Origin of the sequence: Marisediminicola antarctica, from assembly GCF_009930795.1 — a bacterium.
GTDB lineage: Bacteria > Actinomycetota > Actinomycetes > Actinomycetales > Microbacteriaceae > Marisediminicola > Marisediminicola antarctica.
The window spans coordinates 2841319-2858941 of the sequence record NZ_CP017146.1 but is presented as its reverse complement, the minus strand read 5'-3'; the positions used below and the strand labels follow the sequence as shown (position 1 = coordinate 2858941).

The following is a 17623-nucleotide window of genomic DNA, read 5'->3' as shown; positions in this document are numbered from 1 at the left end:
TGGCGGCCAAAACTCCTGAATGACGAAAGCATGAAAGCATGAGGGGATGAAGCCATTCGTGCTCCTCGCCACGCGCGCCGAGGACGAGGCGGCCGACGGTGAGTACGAGGCATTCCGCGAGGCGGGCGGGCTGAGACCGAACGAACTCGTGCGGTTTCGACTCGAGTCAGAGCCGCTGCCCGCGATCGATCCCGACGACTACTCCGGATTCATCGTGGGGGGCAGCCCGTTCAACGCGAGCGACCCGGTCGAGACGAAGAGCGAGACCCAGATCAGGGTGGAACGGGAGCTCGGCGCCCTGCTCGACGTCGTCGTCGAGCGCGACATCCCCTTCCTCGGGGCCTGCTACGGCATCGGGCTGCTCGGCACCCACCAGTACGGCGTCATCGACGACACGTGGGCGGAGCCCGTCGGCCCGACCCGCATCAGCCTCACACCGGACGGGCTCGCCGATCCGCTGTTCGGAACCCTCGACGAGACCTTCGACGCCTTCGTCGGACACAAGGAGGCCTGCGCGGTGCTGCCGTCGAGAGCGGTGCTACTGGCCTCCGGTGCGAGCTGCCCTGTGCAGGCCTTCCGCATCGGAAGAAACGTCTACGCGACCCAGTTCCACCCCGAACTCACGGTCGCCGGCATCATCACGCGCATCCGCGTCTATCGCCACCACGGATACTTCGAACCGGATGCGATGGACGAGCTGATCACCGCTGTCGAGCAGGTCGCCATCAGCCAGCCCACCCGCCTGATCGCGGCCTTCGTCGACCGGTATGCGAGACGCTGAGCGCGACTGGAGAGGAGCCTGGCCATGGATATGGTGCTGACCATTGCGGGGATCGCGGTCGTTGTGATCGGGCTGAGAGACATGTTCCACACGCTGCTCCATCCTCGCGGCCGGGGGCGTGTCAGCCGATGGGTGCTCGCGGGCGTGTGGCGACTCTCGCAGCTCACCCACCATCGGCTGGGCTCTGCCGTGGGGCCGGCGGCGATGGTCGTCGTCGTCCTGTTGTGGGTGGCTCTGCAAGGCGTCGGCTGGGCACTGATCTACTACCCCCACATCCCGGGCGGCTTCGTGTACTCCGCAGGGGTGAACCCCGCGGACTATCCCGACTTCGGTGAAGCCCTCTACGTCTCGCTTGTCACCCTCGGAACCCTGGGCTACGGCGACGTCGTACCCGTCGACCCGTGGATCCGGGTGGTTTCCCCGATTCAGGGGCTGATCGGCTTTGCCCTCCTGACGGCGGCATTGACCTGGTTCACCCAGGTCTACCCACCGCTGTCACGACGCCGGGCACTCGCGCTCGAGCTGGGGAGGCTGGCCGACACGAGCTATGCCGAGGCGATTGGCGAGGTGGACCCGGCCACCGCCGCACGAGTCCTCGACAGCCTCGCGGCTGAAGTCGGGAAGGTGCGCGTGGACTTCATCCAGCACACCGAGGGCTTCTACTTCCAGGAGCAGAGCACCGATCTCTCGCTCGCCCGCCAGCTGCCCTATGCACTCCACCTGCGGGACAGGGCGCTGACCTGTCAGGAGGCAGCGGTGCGTGTGAGTGCCCAGCAGCTGTCCCTGGCGCTCGAGCAGCTCGGAGCCGAGCTCAAGAAAGACTTCCGCCTCACCGGCGACACCCCAGGGGAGGTCTTCGCGGCCTACGCGAGCGAGCACACCTCGCGCGCCCAGTTGTGAGGTACCGAAAGGATGCGTAATCTCAGGGTAGGTCCGGCAACGATGCCGCGACCGAGACGCCACGCCCCACCGGGCGCATCGTCTCTCTGAAAGTGGTTCTGGCTTACCCGCCGGGATCGCAACGGAAGGCATACGAATGCGTTCAACCATGGCCGGGCATGATCCCCGGGAAGCCGAATTTCTCGGCCAGGAAGACTTCGTTCAGCTCGTGACACCCGCCGGAGAGCGGATTCCGAGCCCCGGCTTCGACCCGTGGGTCGCCGACGTCACCGACGAACAGCTCGCGGACCTCTACGAGGACCTCTCCGTCGTGCGCCGCATCGACACCGAGGCGACCGCCCTGCAGCGCCAGGGCGAACTCGGACTGTGGCCTCCGCTGCTCGGCCAGGAGGCCGCCCAGATCGGCTCCGCCCGGGCCCTGCGTTCGGACGACTTCGTCTTCACGAGTTATCGCGAGAACGCGGTCGCGTACTGCCGCGGCGTCAAGATCACCGATCTCCTTCGGGTGTGGCGCGGAACGTCGCATGGGGGCTGGAACCCCTACGACGTTGGAATGGCCGTTCCCGCCGTCGTGATCGGCGCGCAGACGCTGCACGCGACCGGTTACGCGCTCGGCTGCGCGAAGGACGGCGTCGACTCCGTCGCCGTCGCCTACTTCGGCGACGGGGCCACGAGCCAGGGTGACGTGAACGAAGCGATGGTGTTCGCAGCCACGTTCAAGGCCCCCGTGGTCTTCTTCTGCCAGAACAACCAGTGGGCGATCTCCGAGCCGGTCACCCTGCAGGCGCAGGCCCACATCTCCGAGCGCGCGCCCGGCTTCGGCATCCCGAGCCTGCGGGTCGACGGCAACGACGTGCTCGCCGTGATGGCCGCGACGAGGGTCGCCCTGGATCGCGCCCGGAACGGCGACGGACCGACATTCATCGAGGCCGTCACGTATCGGATGGGTCCGCACACGACATCCGACGATCCGACCCGCTACCGCGACCGCGACGAACTCGAGGAGTGGGCGGCGAAAGACCCGATCAGCCGCCTCGGAGCGCTGCTCGACTCGAAGGGGCTGCTGACCGACGAGCTCACCGCCCGCGTCACGGCGCGCGCCGACGAGGTGGCGAGGGAGCTGCGGGCCGGATGCCTCGCCCTGACGGCACCCGAGCCGCTCACCCTCTTCGACAACGTGTACGCGACACCGCACCGCGGTCTCGACCGGCAGCGCAGCCAGTACGCCGCCTACCTCGCCATGTTCGACGGGGGCGCGGAATGAGCGTCACGACATCCCAGCTCACCCTCGCCAAGGCGATCACCTCCGGGCTGCGCCACGCACTCGCCGACGACAACCGCGTGCTGCTGATGGGCGAGGACATCGGCGCGCTCGGCGGCGTCTTCCGCGTGACCGATGGCCTGCAGAAGGAGTTCGGCGCCGACCGCGTCATGGACATGCCGCTCGCGGAGTCGGCGATCATCGGCACGGCGATAGGACTGGCGTTCTGCGGGTTCCGGCCCGTGGTCGAGATCCAGTTCGACGGCTTCATCTACCCGGGCTTCGACCAGATCGTCGCCCAGCTCGCCAAGCTGCGCTACCGCACCGGAGGAGCGGTGAGCATGCCGATCACTATCCGGGTTCCGTACGGGGGCGGGATCGGCGCTGTCGAGCACCACTCCGAGTCACCGGAGGCCTACTTCGCCCACACGGCCGGGCTGCGCGTCGTCACGTGCTCGACGCCGCAGGAGGCGCACGTGCTCATCCGCCAGGCGATCGCGTGCGACGACCCGGTGCTGTTCTTCGAGCCGAAGCGCCGCTATTGGACCAAGGGCGAGGTGACCGAGGAGATCGCCGATGCCATCCCGCTCCAAAGCGCGCGGGTCGTGCGTGACGGCACCGACGTCACTCTTGTCACCTACGGCCCGTTGGTCGCGACCGCGCTCGACGCTGCCGCCGCCGCAGCATCCGACGGCGTCTCGATCGAGGTCATCGATCTGCGCTCGCTCGCCCCGATCGACTTTCCGACCGTCGAGGCGTCCGTGCGCAAGACCGGGCGGCTCGTGGTGAGCCACGAGGCCCAGCTGTCGGGCGGTCTCGGTGCCGAGATCGCCGCGGGCGTGACCGAGCGCTGCTTCAACTGGCTCGAGGCCGCCCCGGCCCGCGTCACCGGCTTCGACGTGCCCTACCCGCCCGGATCGCTCGAGGAGCACTTCCTACCCGGCCTCGACCGCATGCTCGACGCCGTCGACCGGGTGCTCGGGCACCCCAACTCGCTGACCGGATGGACCGAGTAAATGACCGTCAAGACATTCGCCCTCCCCGATCTCGGTGAGGGCCTCACCGAATCGGAGCTCGTCGCCTGGCGTGTCGACGTCGGCGACTCCGTCGAGCTCAACCAGATCATCGCAGAGGTGGAGACCGCGAAGGCGCTCGTCGAGCTTCCGTCGCCGTTCGCGGGCGAGATTGGCCGCCTCTACGTCGACCCCGGCGCGACGGTGCGGGTCGGTGCGCCGATCGTGGACTTCGAGGTGGCGGATGCCGGTGGTGGGCCGGGATCGGGCGCGGGTGCCGGTGGTGCGGGAGCGGGCGCGGGTGCCGGTGGTGGGCCGGGATCGGGCGCGGGTGCCGGTGGTGCGGCGGGATCGGGCGCGGATGCCGGTGGTGGGCCGGGATCGGGCGCGGGTGCCGGTGGTGCGGGATCGGGCGCGGGTGCCGGTGGTGGTGGCGCTGAGGTTCCTGCCGCGTCCGCGTCCGCGGCGGCCGAGCGTGAGCCTGTGCTGGTGGGATACGGGCCGCCGGTCGAAGGCGGGGCGCGTCCCCAGCGCAAGGCGCGACCCTCGCTCGCGCACCGCGCCGCTCCGGCGGGCGGTGAGGCGGCTGCCTCTCCCTCTGCCTCTCCCTCCATTGCCGCGCCCGAACCCGGACCGGAAGCTGAACTTGGTGCAGGGTCCGCCGTACCCCGGCGCTCGACGCCGCCGGTTCGCAAACTCGCCCATGATCTCGGTGTCGATTTGACCACCCTCGAGGGCACCGGAGAGGACGGCCTCATCACCCGCGAGGACGTGCTTGCGGCATCCGCGAATCATCCGGGGCCGGATGCGCGGCTGGATGCGGGGCCGGATGCGGGGCTGGCAACGGCCGCGCCCGCCGGGACTGCCCCGCGCGAGATGCGCACGCCGATCCAGGGGGTGCGCAAGCTCACGGCCGAGGCGATGGTCCGCAGCGCGTTCACGGCGCCGCACGCGACCGAGTTCCTCTCGATCGACGTCACGCCGTCGGTCGAGCTGCTGGAGCGGCTGCGCGCGAGTCGCGCCTTCGCCGGCCGCCGGCTCACGATGCTCACGATCGTCGCGAAGGCGCTGTGCGTCGCGGTCGGGCGAAATCCGGCGGTGAACGCGCACTGGGACGAGCAGGCCCAGGAGATCGTGACCTTCGGCTACGTCAACCTCGGCATTGCGGCGGCGACACCGCGCGGGCTCATGGTGCCCAACATCAAGGATGCCGAAACCCTCGACCTCGTCGCGCTCGCCGAGGCACTCGAAGAGCTGGTGGACACAGCGAAGGCCGGACGCACCGGACAGGACGCACTCACCGGCGGCACTGTGTCGATCACGAACATCGGTGTCTTCGGCATTGACGCTGGCACTCCGATCCTGAACCCGGGTGAGGCGGCCATTCTCGCCATCGGCGCAGTCCGGCGCACGCCGTGGGAGCACCGCGGCGAGGTCGCGCTGCGCCGGGTGTGCACGCTGAGCCTGTCGTTCGACCACCGGCTCGTCGACGGTGCCCAGGCATCCCGGTTCCTCGCCGACATCGGCACGATCCTCTCGGATCCGGGGATGCTGTTGACGATGGTGTGAGCGGGGGTGGCGCGCACGCGCCTGGCGGTGCGCGGGTGCTGCGCGTCCGCGCGGGTGGTCAGCCACCCGCGTTGCCGCGCGTGTCCCGCGCGTGGCGGTGCGCGGGTGCTGCGCGTGTCCCGCGTAGGTGCGGATTCTGCTTCGGTGCGGCGGTGCCACGTCCCGCGTGTGCGCGCTCGTCCCGCGTTGTCGCGCTTGACCCGCGTGTGCGTGCTTGACCCGCGTTGTCGCGCTCGACCGGCGTTGGCGCGTACTTCCCGCGCGTGGCGGTGCGCGGGTGCTGCGCGTCCGCGCGGGTGGTCAGCCACCCGCGTTGCCGCGCGTGTCCCGCGTAGGTGTGGAATCGGCTTCGGCGCGGCGGTGCCACGTCCCGCGTGTGCGCGCTTGACCCGCGTTGTCGCGCTTGACCTGCGTTGTCGCGCTTGACCCGCGTTGTCGCGCTTGACCCGCGTTGTCGCGCTTGACCCGCGTGTGCGCGCTTGACCCGCGCTGGCACGCTCGACCGGCGTTGGCGCGTACTTCCCGCGCCTAGGTCGGTTCTCGACACTCCCGCACGAACGCCGCCACGCAGTCATCGCCGAGCGGTGCGCGTCCGGCGTCCGCGCGTCCGCCGCGTCCGCGTCCGACCGCGGGCGCTCCGGCTACTCGCCGACGATGCCGTCGATCGCCTCGCGGAGCAGGTCGGCGTGGCCGCAGTGCCGCGCTGTCTCCTCGATCAGGTGCACGAGGATCCAGCGCAGCGAGAACTGCCGCCCTCTCCGCGACGCCCCCACCGACACGGTATCCAGCGAGGCGTCCTCGATCCCGGCGCGCGTCCGCGCACACGAGTACTCGTAGAGTTCGCGCAACGCCTCGGGGCCGTCGGTCGACGCGGAGTGGAACTCCCAGTCCTCGTCGGAGCCAAACGGGGCGCTGGCCCATGGCTCCGGTAGCGGGCGGCCGAGGAAGACCTCCTGGATCCAGCTGTCCTCGACATAGGCGAGGTGCTTGAGCAGTCCGGCAAGGGTGAGACTCGAGGTCGGAAGGGGCTGATTTAGCTGCTCCCGATTGAGACCCTCTGCCTTCATGAGCAGCGTGGCCCGCTGGTAATCGAGAAACTGCGTTAGCGTCGTCCGCTCATCGCGGGTAGTCGCGGGGTCAGAGCGAATCATGCCCCCAGCGTCTCACGGAGGCGACGGCGGTGGGGGCTGGGGCACAGCGATGGTGGTCCTGCCGGCCTGCTGGTTTCCTGAGCTGCGGGCCAGTCGGCCTGCCGAGTTGGGGGTCGCGCTCGAAGCGATGACCGCTCGCTCGCCTGAGAGTACAAGTTTCGGCTGTTCTATTGCACTAGGAGGAGCCGTTTGGCGTACTTTCGGCGCGGCTGGCGCGGCTGGGGCGGCTGGGGCGGCTGGGGCGGCTGGGGCGGCGGGGGCGGCTGGGGCGGCTGGGGCTGCGCTGGCGCTGCGGATGCCGAGGAGCGGCGGGCTACGGCGCCGGCGCGAGCGTCGCGAGAGCCATTTCCTCGAGCAGGGACCGCACGACCGAGCGCGGCGCACCTCCGCTGACCCGAGCGCTGTGCGGGGTCGAGTTGATCAGGCCGAACGTGGCGTGGGCCCGGATGCGCAGGGCGGCAGCATCCGCGCCGGGATGCAGCTCGGCCAGCACCCGCACCCACAGCTCAACGTAGCGACGCTGCAGCGCCCGCACCTGGCGACGATAGGTGTCGTCGAGGCTGTCGAGGTCGCGGTCCTGCACCCGGATCACGTCGGGGTCGCCGAGTGCGAAGTCGACATGGAACCGCACGAGAGCGGCGAGCGCTCCCCGGGCATCCACTGCCCCCGCGATCACGGCCTCGCCGCCAGACAGCAGGCTCTCGCTCACCTCGACGAGCAGCGCGGCGAGAACGGCCTGCTTGCTGCTGAAGTGCCGGTAGACCGCGGGGCCGCTGATGCCGACCGCGGCACCCAGCTCCTCGATCGAGACGCCGTTGAACCCGCGGGCGGCGAACGCGCGGGCGGCGGCCGACAGGAGCGCCTCGTGCCGGTCGGCCTTGGCTCGCCCGCGCACGGTGAGCGGCGCTGGCACGGCATCCACCACGTTTCTCCCCGCTCCCGGCTCAACACTAGACAATTCCAGTGAATGAACGCTAACCTAATTCGAGTTAAGAAGCACTAACCGAAATTGCCCACGAGGCGAGAACAAGGCGCCGACCAGCGCGAGATGAGACGTCGATGGAGACTCTGACAAGCCGGCTGAGCGCCGCGGATGCCACCTTCCGCAGCAACGACGAGGCGCAGCGCCGCCTCGCGGCCGACCTGCGCGAGCGACTCGCCGCAACCGCCCTCGGCGGTCCGCCCGCCTCTCGGGAGCGCCACGTCGCGCGCGGCAAGCTCCTGCCCCGCGAGCGCGTCGATGCCCTACTCGATCCGGGCAGCCCGTTTCTCGAGATCGCCCCGCTCGCCGCGAACGGGCTGTACGGCGACGAGTGCCCGGGGGCCGGCGTGATCGCCGGCATCGGTCTCGTGCATGGCCGGCACGTGCTCGTGATCTCGAACGACGCGACCGTCAAGGGTGGCACCTACTACCCGATGACGGTCAAGAAGCACCTGCGCGCCCAGGAGATTGCCGCAGAGAACCGCCTGCCCTGCATCTACCTCGTCGACTCCGGCGGCGCCTATCTCCCGATGCAGGACGAGGTGTTCCCCGACCGGGACCACTTCGGGCGCATCTTTTTCAACCAGGCGCGGATGTCCGCGGCAAAGATCCCGCAGATCGCCGCGGTTCTCGGCTCGTGCACCGCCGGCGGCGCCTACGTGCCTGCGATGAGTGACGAAACCGTCATCGTGCGGAACCAGGGCACGATCTTCCTCGGCGGCCCGCCGCTCGTGAAGGCCGCGATCGGCGAGATCGTCACCGCGGAGGAACTCGGCGGGGGAGACGTCCACGCGAGGGTGTCCGGCGTGACCGACCACCTCGCCGAAAACGACGCTCACGCTCTGCAGCTCGTGCGCGACATCGTGCAGACGCTGCCGAGAAGCGCCGGTCCGGCGTGGGAGATCCAGCCGGCGCGGGAGCCGGCGGTCGACGTCGACGAGCTCTACGGCGCTGTGCCGCTCGATGTGCAGGGCAAGTGGGACGTGCACGAGGTCATAGCCAGGCTCGTCGACGCGAGCGAGTTCCACGAGTTCAAGCGCGAGTACGGCACGACCCTCGTCACCGGCTTCGCCCGCATCCACGGGCATCCGGTCGGCATCGTCGCCAACAACGGCGTGCTCTTCAGTGAGTCGGCGCTCAAGGCGGCCCACTTCATCGAGCTGTGCGACCAGCGCGGCATCCCGCTCGTGTTCCTGCAGAACATCTCTGGTTTCATGGTCGGCAAGGACTACGAGGCCGGCGGCATCGCCAAGCACGGCGCCAAGATGGTCACCGCCGTCGCGAGCGCCCGCGTGCCCAAGCTCACCGTCATCATCGGCGGCTCCTTCGGCGCCGGCAACTACTCGATGTGCGGGCGCGCCTACAGTCCGCGGTTCCTGTGGATGTGGCCCGGCAGCCGCATCTCGGTCATGGGCGGCGCCCAGGCAGCCTCGGTGCTCTCGACGATCCGGCGCGACCAGCTCGAGGCGCGCGGCGAGGACTGGTCAACCGAGGACGAGGCGGCGTTCAAGAAGCCCATCACCGACCAGTACGAGACCCAGGGCAGCGCCTACTACTCCACCGCCCGGTTGTGGGACGACGGCGTGATCGACCCCGCCGACACCCGCACGGTGCTCGGACTCGCACTCGACGTGTGTGCACGAACACCGCTCCCCGAGACCGCCTTCGGCCTGTTCAGGATGTGATGAAGATGTCCGCCACGCCCTTCCACACCGTGCTCGTCGCCAACCGCGGCGAGATCGCCTGCCGAATTATCCGCACGCTACGGAGCCTCGGCATCCGCTCCGTCGCGGTCTACAGCGACGCCGACCGCGGCGCCCGCCACGTGCTCGAGGCCGACCTCGCCGTGCGCATCGGCCCGGCCGCGGCCGTCGACAGCTACCTGAGCGCCGCCGCAATCGTTGAGGCCGCGACCCGCACCAGCGCCCAGGCGATCCACCCCGGCTACGGATTCCTCTCCGAGAACGCCGCACTCGCGACCGCCTGCGCCGACGCGGGCGTCGTCTTCATCGGGCCGGGTGCGCGCGCGCTCGACATCATGGGCGACAAGATCCGGTCGAAGCTCCACGTGTCCGCGCGGGGCGTGCCGGTCATCCCCGGCACGGACGAGCCGGCGATGGATGACGACGCCCTCGCCGCCGCTGCCGAGCACACCGGGTACCCGCTGCTGATCAAGCCCAGCGCGGGGGGCGGAGGGAAGGGGATGCAGGTCGTCCGCACGCCGTCCGAGCTGCCCGCCGGCCTCGCCGCGGCCCGGCGCATCGCCCGCGCGGCATTCGGTGACGACACGCTGCTGCTCGAGCGGCTCATCGAGCAGCCGCGGCACATCGAGGTGCAGGTGCTCGCCGACCGTCACGGCACCATCGTGCACCTCGGCGAGCGGGAGTGCTCGCTGCAGCGCCGGCACCAGAAGGTCATCGAGGAGGCCCCATCGCCCCTGCTCGACGACCGCACCCGCGCGCGGATCGGCGAGGCGGCCTGCGAGGTGGCGCGCAGTGTCGACTACGTCGGTGCCGGCACGGTCGAGTTCCTCGTGTCGGCGGAGCGACCTGACGAGTTCTTCTTCATGGAGATGAACGCCCGGCTGCAGGTCGAGCATCCGGTCACCGAGCTGGTCACCGGTATCGACCTCGTCGAGTGGCAGGTTCGCATCGCGGCCGGCGAGCCGCTCACCCTCCGGCAGCAGGCGATCGTGCATCGCGGGCACGCGATCGAGGCGCGGGTCTACGCCGAAGACCCCGAGCACGCTTTCCTGCCCGGCACCGGACGTGTTCTCGCGCTCGCCGAACCCGTGCTTCCCGGCATCCGGATCGACAGCTCACTGCGCGTCGGCGGCACGATCACGGCCGACTACGACCCGATGCTCGCCAAGGTGATCGCCTGGGGACACGATCGCGGCGAGGCGATCGCTCGGCTCGACACGGCGCTGCGCCACACGACGCTGCTCGGTGTGCAGAACAACATCGAGTACCTGCGGCTGCTGCTCGCCGACCCGGCCGTGCTCGCGGGCGACCTCGACACGTTGCTCATCGACCGGGTGCTTCCCTCGCTCGCTTTCGGGAAGCCGGATGCCGCCGCCTTCGCCGCCGCCGCCCTGCTGCTGCACGCTGAACGAGAGCGGCGCGCCGACACGGTGTGGTCGACGCCGGGCGGCTGGCGGCTCGGCGCCGCGAGGCCCACCCGCTACCTGTTCCGTGCGTCCGGGGAGGGCGACGTCGAGGTGCTGGTCACTGGAACGACGGATGCCGCGGCCGTGGTCGTGGCCGGAGGCCCGCTCGACGCGAGTCTGGTCGAGACCGCCCCGAACCGCTACCTCGTCACCGTTGACGGCACCGCCACGAGCCTGGCCATGGCACGCGACGGCCAGGACCTCTGGATCGCCCGGGACGGCACGAGCTGGCGCCTGAGGATCCTCGACCGCCGTGACGAGCTCGCGGCGGCGCTCGCCGACCGCGACCGCAGCGTCGGCCCGGTGAGCCCGGAGGTGCGTTCGCCCATGCCCGGCACCGTGGTCGCGGTGCACGCCGCGACCGGCGATCGTGTCACCGCCGGACAGCCGCTCGTTACCGTGGAGGCCATGAAGATGGAACACACCCTTCTGGCGCCCATCGACGGGTGCGTCACGGTGACCGTAGCCGACGGCGACCTCGTGCGGCTGGACGCGGTCGTCGCAACGGTCGCGCCCCCCGAGATTCCAGCATCCACCACCGAACCCGCGGCCGGTCCACAAGACCCCGCGGCGATCCACACCAGGGAGACAGCATGAGCTACGAACTCACCGACGAGCACAAGGCGCTTCAGGCCACCGTGCGCGACTTCGCCGACACCGTCGTCGCGCCGGCCGCGTACGAGTACGACACGAAACGCGAGCTGCCGTACGAGATCATCGCCCAGATGGGCGACATGGGACTGTTCGGGCTCCCGCTGCCCAGGGAATACGGCGGGCAGGGCAAGGACTACCTCTCGCTGTGCCTCGCCGTCGAGGAGCTCGCGCGGGTCGACCAGAGCATTGCGGTCACCCTCGAGGCCGGTGTCGGCCTCGGCGTGATGCCGCTGTTCCGCAGCGGCACGGAGGAGCAGAAGTTGGAGTGGCTGCCCCGGTTGGCCAATGGCGAGGCGCTCGCGGCGTTCGGGTTGACCGAGGCCGACGCGGGGTCGGATGCCGCCGGCACGAAGACGACCGCGGCGCTTGAGAACGGTGAGTGGGTCATCAACGGAAGCAAGCAGTTCATCACCAACTCGGGCACAAAAATCACCCGGCTCGTGACGATCACGGCAGTGACGGGGGAGTCGGAGCGGGCCGACGGCTCGATCAAGAAGGAGCTCTCGGCGATCCTCGTGCCGACGCCGATCGAGGGGCTCACGGTCGAGCCCGCCTACGACAAGGTCGGCTGGCACACCTCCGACACGCACCCGCTGACCCTCACAAACGTGCGCGTACCCGAGGAGAACCTGCTCGGTGAGCGCGGCCGCGGCTTCGCCAACTTCGTCGAGACGCTCGACGAGGGCCGCATTGCCTTCGCCGCACTGTGCACGGGCGCCGCCCAGGGCTGCCTCGAGGAGTCGCTGCGCTACGCCGGCAGCCGCAATGTCTTCGGCAGGCCGATTGGCTCGAACCAGCACATCGCGTTCAAGCTCGCACGCATGCAGGCGCGGGTGTATACCGCGCGGCTCGCGTACTACGACGCGGTAGCCCGGATGATGCGCGGGGAGCCGTTCAAGATGCAGGCCTCGATCGCCAAGATGGTCGGCAGCGAGGCGGCGATGGACAACGCGAGGGACGCGACCCAGATCTTCGGCGGCTACGGGTTCATGAACGAGAACCCCGTCGCGCGCCACTACCGGGATTCCAAGGTGCTCGAGCTCGGGGAGGGCACGACAGAAGTGCAACTCATGGTCATCTCCCGCGCCATCGGGTTCCCGGGCTAGAGTCCAGACGAGCGAGGGAGCAGCGGATGCCGGAACGCGAGCGAATCGAGCAGCGGGGCCTCTTCTTCGAAGAGTTCGACCTGGGGGCGATCTACCTGCACCGCCCGGGGCGCACCGTCACCGAGGCCGACAATGTGCTGTTCTCGACCATGACCATGAACCCGCAGGCGCTGCACCTGGATGCGGCGTTCGCGGCCGAGCAGCCGTTCGGCGAGCGCCTCGTGAACTCGATGTTCACCCTCGCGACGATCGTCGGCAGCTCGGTGGCTCAGCTCACCCAGGGCACCATTGTGGCGAACCTCGGGTTCGAGAAGGTGGAGTTCCCGCATCCGCTCTTCCACGGCGACACGCTCTACTCCGAGACCATCGTCACTGCTAAGCGGCTCTCCGGGTCGAGGCCGGGGCAGGGCGTCGTGACCCTCGAGCACACCGGCCGCAACCAGTCCGGCGTGGTCGTTGCGACCGCCGTGCGCTCCACGCTCGTCTGGTGCGAGGGCGCGCGACCATGACCTTCCTGCTGGGGCCCGCGCTGCTGTTCTGCCCGGCGGACCGGCCCGACCGGTACGAGAAGGCGGCGGAGCGGGCGGATGCCGTGATCCTCGACCTCGAGGACTCCGTTGCTCCCGAGCGTCGCGCCGGTGCGCGTGAGGCGCTGTTGGCGCATCCGCTCGACCCCGCGCGCACGGTCATTCGGATCAATCCCGCGCAGTCGGCTGACTTCCGCGCCGATCTCGCCGCGGTCGGGCGCAGTGGATATCGAATGGTGATGCTGCCCAAGGTGGCAGGCGTGAGGGACCTCGCCGGTTTCGGTTCGCTGGAGATCATCGCGCTGTGCGAGACCGCCGCCGGCATCGTCGCCGCGAACCACATCGCGGTGCACCCGAATGTCGTCGCGCTGATGTGGGGCGCCGAAGACCTCGTCGCCTCCCTCGGGGGCACCTCGAGCAGGTTCGCCGACGGCAGCTATCGGCAGGTCGCCCGCCACGCCCGCTCGGTGGTCCTGCTCGCCGCGGGTGCCTCCGGCCGTGCCGCGGTCGATGCCGTGCACCTCGATATTGCCGACCACGATGGGCTTGCAGCCGAGGCCGAGGATGCCGCTGCGAGCGGCTTTGCCGCCGTCGCGTGCATCCACCCGGGCCAGGTCCACACAATCCGGGCGGCATTCCGGCCGAGCGAGCACGAGGTCGCCGCCGCGCGGGAGCTGCTCGCCGCGGCCGAAGGCGGCGTGTTCCAGTTCCGTGGCCGGATGATCGACGGGCCGGTGCTCGCCCAAGCCGCCGAGGTCGTTCGACGCGAGGGCGATCCTGCGCGCTGACCCGTGGGCCGACCCGCGCGGTCGCGGGCTGGCGGCGGCGCTCCCATGACACCCCAACATCGCCGCGAACTCTGCGATCCCGCGGCGTGTCGCGACATTCAAGCTTCGGTTCACGGTGAGACTCGGAATTGTGCACACAGAGGGTGCGGAGGAAGGGTCGGGGATGGCGCGACATCGGTTCAACAGAGGGCTCACTTTTTCGAAGGCGCGGCATCGCGCACCGGGACGGGCGCAGCGTGTCGCCGAGCACGGATTGCATTCCGTGATCGTCGCCGTCGCAGCCGCCATGCTCGTAATGGCAATGGTGGGAAGCGATCCGGCGGCACACGCCCGCACCTGATCTTTCCCCCAACTGACGAAATCGCCGCCCCTCATCGAGGGCGGCGATTTCGTTTAACGCAGCAGTGCGCGTCGGCGGCTAGGCCGGTGTCTCCGAGGTCGCGAAGAACTGCGCCCGGGCGAGGGCGTGCCCGAGAAAGGTGAAGCCGAGCACCGCGGGCGTGCTGGCGTCGTCGAGGTCGAGGTGGTCGACATCGAGCGCCGTCAGGGTGAAGAAGTACCGGTGCGGGCCATGGCCCGCCGGGGGAGCGGCGCCCAGAAATCGAGTGAGGCCCAGCTCGTTGGGGAGCGTCTGCGCACCTTCGGGAATCAGGTCGGAATCGGGATTTCCGGCGTCAGAAGGCAGGTCGGTGAGGTTCGCCGGAAGGTCGTACACGGCCCAGTGCCAAAACCCGCTGCCGGTCGGCGCGTCGGGATCATAGACGGTCAGCGCGAAGCTCTTTGTGCCCTCCGGCGCACCGCGCCAGTGGAGGGCCGGTGAGCGATCCTGCCCGCCCGCGCCGGCGATGCCCGATCGCGCCCAGCCTGGCAGCACGCCGCCCGCATCCACGTCCGGGCTCTCCAGGGTAAAGCTTGGGATCTGGGGCAGATTCCAGTTGGGATCGTTCATCGGCGTTCGCCTTTCAGTAACGGATCCTCCTGTCTACCCCACGCGCGCTGGGCGCGCGCTGGCGATGTCCCACGGCGACGGTGTCAAGGCGTTGGGCGGGCCGAGCGGCGGTGTCTAGCATGTGGTCAACCGAGGAGCGCAGCGTGGAGATTCCCCCCGCCTCGAAGAGCGAGGCGACCCGAGAGGTCACCGCCGCCGTGGCTCGTGACGTGACAGGATCGTTCCCGCTGGCGCTCGATGGGAGCACCTTCGGCTGGACGGCTGGGGTCGATGAGACCGCCGGAATCCTCGCCCGGTTCGCGGATGCCGGGGGCCGACTCGTCTGCACCGCCGACCACTACGCCGGAGGGCGCAGCGAGGTGATGATCGGGCACTGGCTCGGCACGCTGCCGGATCGGTCGAGCGCGATCGTCGCGACCAAGATTGGTCGGCATCCCGACTCGCCCGGACTCAGCGCCCGCTCGATCGTGAGGGCGACGGACGCGTCGCTGTACCGCCTCGCGACCGACTACATCGACATCCTGTCGTTCGACGGCGAGCATCCGGAGACGCCCATCGATGAGAGCCTCGAGGCCGTCGACATGCTGCGGCGTGCCGGCAAGGTGCGCCACCTCTCGGCATCCGGCTACACCGCCACCCGCATCGCGCAGGTGCAGGCGCTCGCGGCGTCGGCCGCCTACCCCGTCTTCCGCACCGCCGTCGCCGAGTACAACCTGCTGAAGCGGGGGGCGTTCGAGCGGGAGCTCGCGCCCACGCTGCGGAGCCTCGGAATCGGCGGGATCACCAGGTTCCCGCTCGCCAACGGTCTGCTCGCGAGCGAGGAACGCGGACGTCTGATCCACACCGACGGTCCGGCGATCGACCATGTGGGGCGCCACAGCGCACGGGTGCGCGAAGCGGTGCGCCGCGTGGCGGAGGAACACAATGTGCCACTGCGCTGCATCGCCCTCGCCTGGGTGATGTGTCAAAGCGAGGTGGCCGCCGTGATGGTCCGAGCGCGTGACGTCGACCAGCTCGAGGGCCAACTCGAGGCGCTGCCGGTGAGGCTCACTCGACACCAGCTGTCGACTCTCAACCGGGTCTCGGCGTGAGCGCGGAGCGGGCGACCGCCAATGGGTTCCCCGCGCCGGACGTCGTCGAGCAGAGTCCGGCGACCGGGCCTATTCCGCTCCGCCGGCGACGGGTCGGCGCGTCAGAGCTGCGAGTGTTTCCCGTCGGCCTCAACGGACCCGGATCCACCGTCGGCACCGACGCCGTGTTCGACATCCTCGACACCTACAGTGCTCTCGGCGGCAACTTCATCGACACCGACGCCTCCAACGAGGGCCGCAGCGAGGCCGTCATCGGGCGTTGGATGAGCTCGAGGGGAGCACGATCGAGCGTCATCCTCGCCGCGACGGTGGGGTCGAGGGCCGACAGCCCTGGCGTGGCGCACACGGCAATCTCCAAAGCGGTCGACCTCTCGCTCGAGCGTTTGCAGACCGACTACCTCGACCTCCTCCTCCTCGACCTCGACGACGCCGCAGTGCCGTTCGAGGAGACGCTGCTCGCCGTCGACGGCCTCGTCCGCGCCGGCAAGGTGCGCTACGCCGGCACGGCCGCGCACGACGCGAACCGGCTCGTCGAGGCTCGTGTCATCGCCGGGATGCTCGGGGTCGCCCCGCTCGTGGCGGCGCAGTGCGACTACGGCCTCGCGAACCGGCACGAGTTTGAGGGCGCGGTGGCGAGCGTGATCGTCGAGCAGGGGCTCGGGGCGCTGCCTCGGGTGCCGGTCCTCGCGCCGATGTCCGCGATGCGCCGCCGCAGGATTCTCGTGGCCCTCGACCGAATAGCGCGCGAACACCACGTTGCGCTCGCGACGATCGCATTCGCCTGGCTCCTCTCCAAGCCCGGGGTCTGCGCCCCGGTGTCCACGGTCTCCAACGTCCACCAGTTGCTCGAGGTGGTCGCCGCGACGACTGTGCAGCTCACCCGGCATCAGGTTGCCGAGCTCGACCGGGCATCCGAATAAGCGTGCCAGCTCGACAGGGCGGCGTGGCGGGTGAGCTTGGAGCGTCCGCTAGCGCCCGGCCTCGGTCACTATCCGCGCGGAAACTCTCTGCAACGCAGCCGTAGCCGAGACCGGATCGCCCGCATAGGCCCCGCTCATGGCGCCATCGCGGGCGAGCATGAGCTCGTCTGCGGCATCGCCGGGCATCGGATGCTTCCCGTCGCGCAGCAGGTCGGTGAGGCGGCCGGTGTACCAGTCGCGATGGGAGGAGACGATGTCCCGCACCGGGTGGCGGGGATCCGAAAATTCGGCTGCGGCGTTGATGAACGCGCAGCCGCGGAAGCCAGACGTGTGGATCTCAGCCACAATCGTGTCGATCAATCCGAGCACGGCATCCTCGGGCCGCCGCGCGGCCGCGATGATTCCGTCGAGCAGTTCCTCGACAAGTCGGTGCTGGCCGCGGAGGTACTCCAGGATCAGCCGGTCCTTCGCACCGTAGTGCTTGTAGAAAGTCGCCTTGGTGACGGACGACGAGCTGATGAGCTTGTCGACGCCGACCGAGTTGATTCCCTCTTCGTAGAAGAGCCGGTTGGCGGTCTCGAGGATGCGCTGCTTGGCGCCGGGTGAGGGGAGCTCCGGGGCACGCTGTGCGGTCGGACTAGAATCAACGACCGACACAGCGTGGCTCCCTCGGGCTAGATGTCCTCAAGTCCTTGAGGTAGCGCACCGGACGGGGGGATCCGGTAGTGGAAAACGTCAGAAGGGGAATCTGACGTGTGGTGC

16 protein-coding genes are annotated in these 17623 nt (G+C 69.6%); 12 read left to right on the top strand and 4 right to left on the bottom strand.

All coding sequences use genetic code 11. From position 1 onward, the window contains the following. Window positions 1-46: 46 nt before the first annotated feature. The 5 genes from BHD05_RS13295 (at window position 47) to BHD05_RS13275 (ending at window position 5524) form a co-directional block, all read left to right on the top strand. Complete coding sequence (locus BHD05_RS13295; RefSeq protein WP_161886851.1) at window positions 47-781, top strand: glutamine amidotransferase; 735 nt, start codon at window positions 47-49, stop codon at window positions 779-781. A 24-nt stretch (window positions 782-805) separates the two neighbouring features. Further along, window positions 806-1681: a potassium channel family protein gene (locus tag BHD05_RS13290; RefSeq protein WP_161886850.1), complete on the top strand. Its 876-nt coding sequence runs from the start codon at window positions 806-808 to the stop codon at window positions 1679-1681. Between the two features lie 136 nt (window positions 1682-1817). After that, window positions 1818-2945 carry a pyruvate dehydrogenase (acetyl-transferring) E1 component subunit alpha gene (gene pdhA, locus BHD05_RS13285; RefSeq protein WP_161886849.1) on the top strand — a complete coding sequence of 376 codons (1128 nt, stop codon included), beginning with the start codon at window positions 1818-1820 and terminating at the stop codon, window positions 2943-2945. Beyond that, entirely contained in the window at window positions 2942-3958 is a 1017-nt protein-coding gene (locus tag BHD05_RS13280; protein ID WP_161886848.1) for an alpha-ketoacid dehydrogenase subunit beta, read from the top strand. Before pdhA ends, BHD05_RS13280 begins: the two co-directional genes overlap by 4 nt. Beyond that, the gene (locus BHD05_RS13275) at window positions 3959-5524 is read left to right on the top strand and encodes a dihydrolipoamide acetyltransferase family protein (protein WP_161886847.1); all 1566 of its coding nucleotides are present in this window, start codon (window positions 3959-3961) and stop codon (window positions 5522-5524) included. Between the two features lie 641 nt (window positions 5525-6165). Here the strand turns inward: BHD05_RS13275 and BHD05_RS13270 are convergent. Beyond that, window positions 6166-6675, bottom strand: a complete 510-nt coding sequence (locus BHD05_RS13270) for a DinB family protein (protein ID WP_161886846.1) — start codon at window positions 6673-6675, stop codon at window positions 6166-6168. Window positions 6676-6988: 313 nt separating this feature from the next. Continuing rightward, a complete protein-coding gene (locus BHD05_RS13260) occupies window positions 6989-7597 on the bottom strand; it encodes an SACE_7040 family transcriptional regulator (RefSeq protein WP_236966548.1) in 609 nt (202 codons plus the stop codon). A 137-nt stretch (window positions 7598-7734) separates the two neighbouring features. On the opposite strand from BHD05_RS13260, the gene BHD05_RS13255 reads away from it, so the two are divergent. From BHD05_RS13255 to BHD05_RS13235, 5 genes are read left to right on the top strand one after another with little or no spacing between them, the layout of a single operon-like run. Next, complete coding sequence (locus tag BHD05_RS13255) at window positions 7735-9342, top strand: carboxyl transferase domain-containing protein (protein ID WP_161886844.1); 1608 nt, start codon at window positions 7735-7737, stop codon at window positions 9340-9342. Window positions 9343-9347: 5 nt separating this feature from the next. After that, on the top strand, window positions 9348-11423 hold the full coding sequence (locus BHD05_RS13250) for an ATP-binding protein (protein WP_161886843.1): 2076 nt from the start codon (window positions 9348-9350) through the stop codon (window positions 11421-11423). After that, complete coding sequence (locus BHD05_RS13245) at window positions 11420-12586, top strand: acyl-CoA dehydrogenase family protein (protein ID WP_161886842.1); 1167 nt, start codon at window positions 11420-11422, stop codon at window positions 12584-12586. Before BHD05_RS13250 ends, BHD05_RS13245 begins: the two co-directional genes overlap by 4 nt. Window positions 12587-12612: 26 nt before the next feature. Next, window positions 12613-13095, top strand: coding sequence for a MaoC family dehydratase (locus BHD05_RS13240; RefSeq protein WP_161886841.1), 483 nt, complete (start codon window positions 12613-12615; stop codon window positions 13093-13095). Further along, a complete protein-coding gene (locus tag BHD05_RS13235; RefSeq protein ID WP_161886840.1) occupies window positions 13092-13901 on the top strand; it encodes an HpcH/HpaI aldolase/citrate lyase family protein in 810 nt (269 codons plus the stop codon). The genes BHD05_RS13240 and BHD05_RS13235 overlap by 4 nt, the downstream gene beginning before the upstream one ends. A 418-nt stretch (window positions 13902-14319) precedes the next feature. On the opposite strand, the gene BHD05_RS13230 is transcribed toward BHD05_RS13235, so the two are convergent. Continuing rightward, entirely contained in the window at window positions 14320-14850 is a 531-nt protein-coding gene (locus tag BHD05_RS13230) for a YbhB/YbcL family Raf kinase inhibitor-like protein (RefSeq protein WP_161886839.1), read from the bottom strand. A 143-nt stretch (window positions 14851-14993) separates the two neighbouring features. On the opposite strand from BHD05_RS13230, the gene BHD05_RS13225 reads away from it, so the two are divergent. Both BHD05_RS13225 and BHD05_RS13220 read left to right on the top strand, forming a co-directional pair. Continuing rightward, a complete protein-coding gene (locus tag BHD05_RS13225; protein ID WP_161886838.1) occupies window positions 14994-15941 on the top strand; it encodes an aldo/keto reductase in 948 nt (315 codons plus the stop codon). Continuing rightward, complete coding sequence (locus tag BHD05_RS13220; RefSeq protein ID WP_161886837.1) at window positions 15938-16861, top strand: aldo/keto reductase; 924 nt, start codon at window positions 15938-15940, stop codon at window positions 16859-16861. The genes BHD05_RS13225 and BHD05_RS13220 overlap by 4 nt, the downstream gene beginning before the upstream one ends. 48 nt (window positions 16862-16909) lie before the next feature. On the opposite strand, the gene BHD05_RS13215 is transcribed toward BHD05_RS13220, so the two are convergent. Next, window positions 16910-17518, bottom strand: a complete 609-nt coding sequence (locus tag BHD05_RS13215; protein WP_161886836.1) for a TetR/AcrR family transcriptional regulator — start codon at window positions 17516-17518, stop codon at window positions 16910-16912. Window positions 17519-17623: the final 105 nt, after the last annotated feature.